The organism is Gilliamella sp. B3023, from assembly GCF_026536845.1.
GTDB lineage: Bacteria > Pseudomonadota > Gammaproteobacteria > Enterobacterales > Orbaceae > Gilliamella > Gilliamella apicola_E.
In genome coordinates this window covers 1-2,115 of sequence record NZ_JAFNNH010000036.1, presented here as the reverse complement: position 1 = coordinate 2,115, position 2,115 = coordinate 1, and the positions used below count along the sequence as shown (strand labels likewise).

Sequence of the window (2,115 nt, the reverse complement as noted above, 5' to 3'; positions counted from 1 at the left end):
GTAGTCTAAAATGCATTATAATTTTCAACAGGCAACAGGCAACAGGCAACCTGGCCAACCTATCTTTTAAATTCGTCTAAGTCCATCACCCAGTTTAAATTTTTCACTAAAACTTATTTTTCCACGCAATCAAGTGAAATTCTGCGAATTTTCGCGCGTTCGCTTCCGCGATCCTCTTTCAGATCATCTTTTAGATCCTTCGATTTTCCCAAATTATCCCGGCAGATTGTTTTTTTCGTGGCTTTTTTTCTTCCTTTTTCCAGTCATGCATTGACATCACAGACAACAAGGAATGCGATACAGGGTAGTGTGCCGTATTTGACTTTCGACGGTGGTCGTACTCGTGCGTTTAACACTGATGCTTTGTTAAGAATTATTTTATCTGACGGCACGCAATACACGCCATCAAGGAATAATTCATCAATAACCCCAATTGAGTTACCTGTTCCCGGTCAAAGTTTTGCTGATATTGCTATGTTTGTACCAACTTATACTAATTCAGTCGCATTGAGTACCCTGATCGGTTCGCCTAATAATTATTGGGGGGATGATGATGGGGATAAAGATGTGACTATTACTGGTACGTTAAACTTATCTATTGTCGATAAAAATAACCAAACAGTATCACGCAATACTGTACCAGAAATTAGTAGGGCGCCTTATCGAATTATATTAACTAGTACAAATGGATCATTAACTACGCGTTATGGCTTTCCTCGAAGCCGTACTTTCAGTGCTAATAATGTTACTTATTATGTCAATCCTAAACCTGCTCCAGTGATTCGTTTTGCTAGTCCCTCAATTCGTGAAGGTAGCGGTGTTTATCGTGGTCCAGCCTCTATTTGGAATGAGAATATGGGCTTTCTCGTTCAATCAACTGAGCCATCACGTTATAGTTCAAACTTTCCTACAACGGGTGCTAACAATTTATACTTTGATTTAGTCATTGAGGGTAGTAATCAGGAGTTATATTGGGCTCCAGTTACTCGAGGTGGTATAACAGCGACTATGACCAATTCCACAAGTACAAGTGTACATATTACCTTAACTGGTCCAATTGCAACTCAGTCTCAACGTAATACAAATAATCCAGGTCGTGTTACTATTCCTACTTTACCTCAAACTTTTGAGTTAGTCGGTCGTGATAGGCGAGGCAATCCCATTGTCAAATATGGTTTTGTGTTAAAGCAATGGTTTGTTACTCGTGGTGGTGGCTTTTATAGTTTTTCTAACGCAAAAGATTGGTGTGATAGTATCGGTTATACTCTTCCTAAAGTAAAAGACTTTACCAATGCTAAGTATGGTAATTTAGGTGCTACCCCTTCATCATCAGATAATAATTATCAACGCCGAATAGGTGCAGGGTTCTTTACTGAATGGGGCTCTATGTACTCTTACTGGCATAGCACTGGCTTCAGCCACACTTGGCACTGGGCTACTCATCCATATAGTAGTTATCAGTATATTGTGAGTTCGACTGGAGGTGATGTTAGTTGGGATACAGGCATCTATCCTGTACTTTGCGTCTCACCTTAAACCTTATTTATTGGTTTTTATTCTTTGAAGGAGTCATTGAGTATAGGCATAATAACATCTCTTTGCCAAAGAAACGTTGACTTAAAACGACCTGTTGCAATAAAGGCAATATTGTGGCGTGAGTTAATGATATCTCCAAACTGGAGAAATTTTTTATAACAAAAAAATTGAGGAGCGGGGTTTTTGGGGTTTAAAATTCTGCTTTGAAATATTGCCTCTAATAAATAATTCCGCTTTAAACTGTGGCGCTTTTTAGTAGCCGTTTTTTTCACCAAAAAAAGTTGAGGAGTGGGGTTTTTGAGGTTTTAAATGTCACTTAAAAATTATTAAATGATCAAAATTACTAAATTTCTAATTCAAAGCCCTAAAATAAAATTTTTGAGGATCAATCGCTCTGATTTTAAAGATTTGTAATTTAGATATATTCAATTAAAACAATAGTTAACCAATTATAATTTAGATCCATTTTAGATCCTATTTACAAAAGTTAATGTAAATGAGCGAAAAAAAGTGTTGCATCGTGTTTTTCCAATCACTATACTTTTTACACGGTTTTAGCTACTAGGCTAAAATTTGACA

1 protein-coding gene is annotated in these 2,115 nt (G+C 36.9%); it reads left to right on the top strand.

The features are described from left to right. The first annotated feature begins 237 nt into the window (after positions 1-237). The gene (locus J3U16_RS11785) at positions 238-1,536 is read left to right on the top strand and encodes a hypothetical protein (RefSeq protein WP_267343164.1); all 1,299 of its coding nucleotides are present in this window, start codon (positions 238-240) and stop codon (positions 1,534-1,536) included. Positions 1,537-2,115: the final 579 nt, after the last annotated feature.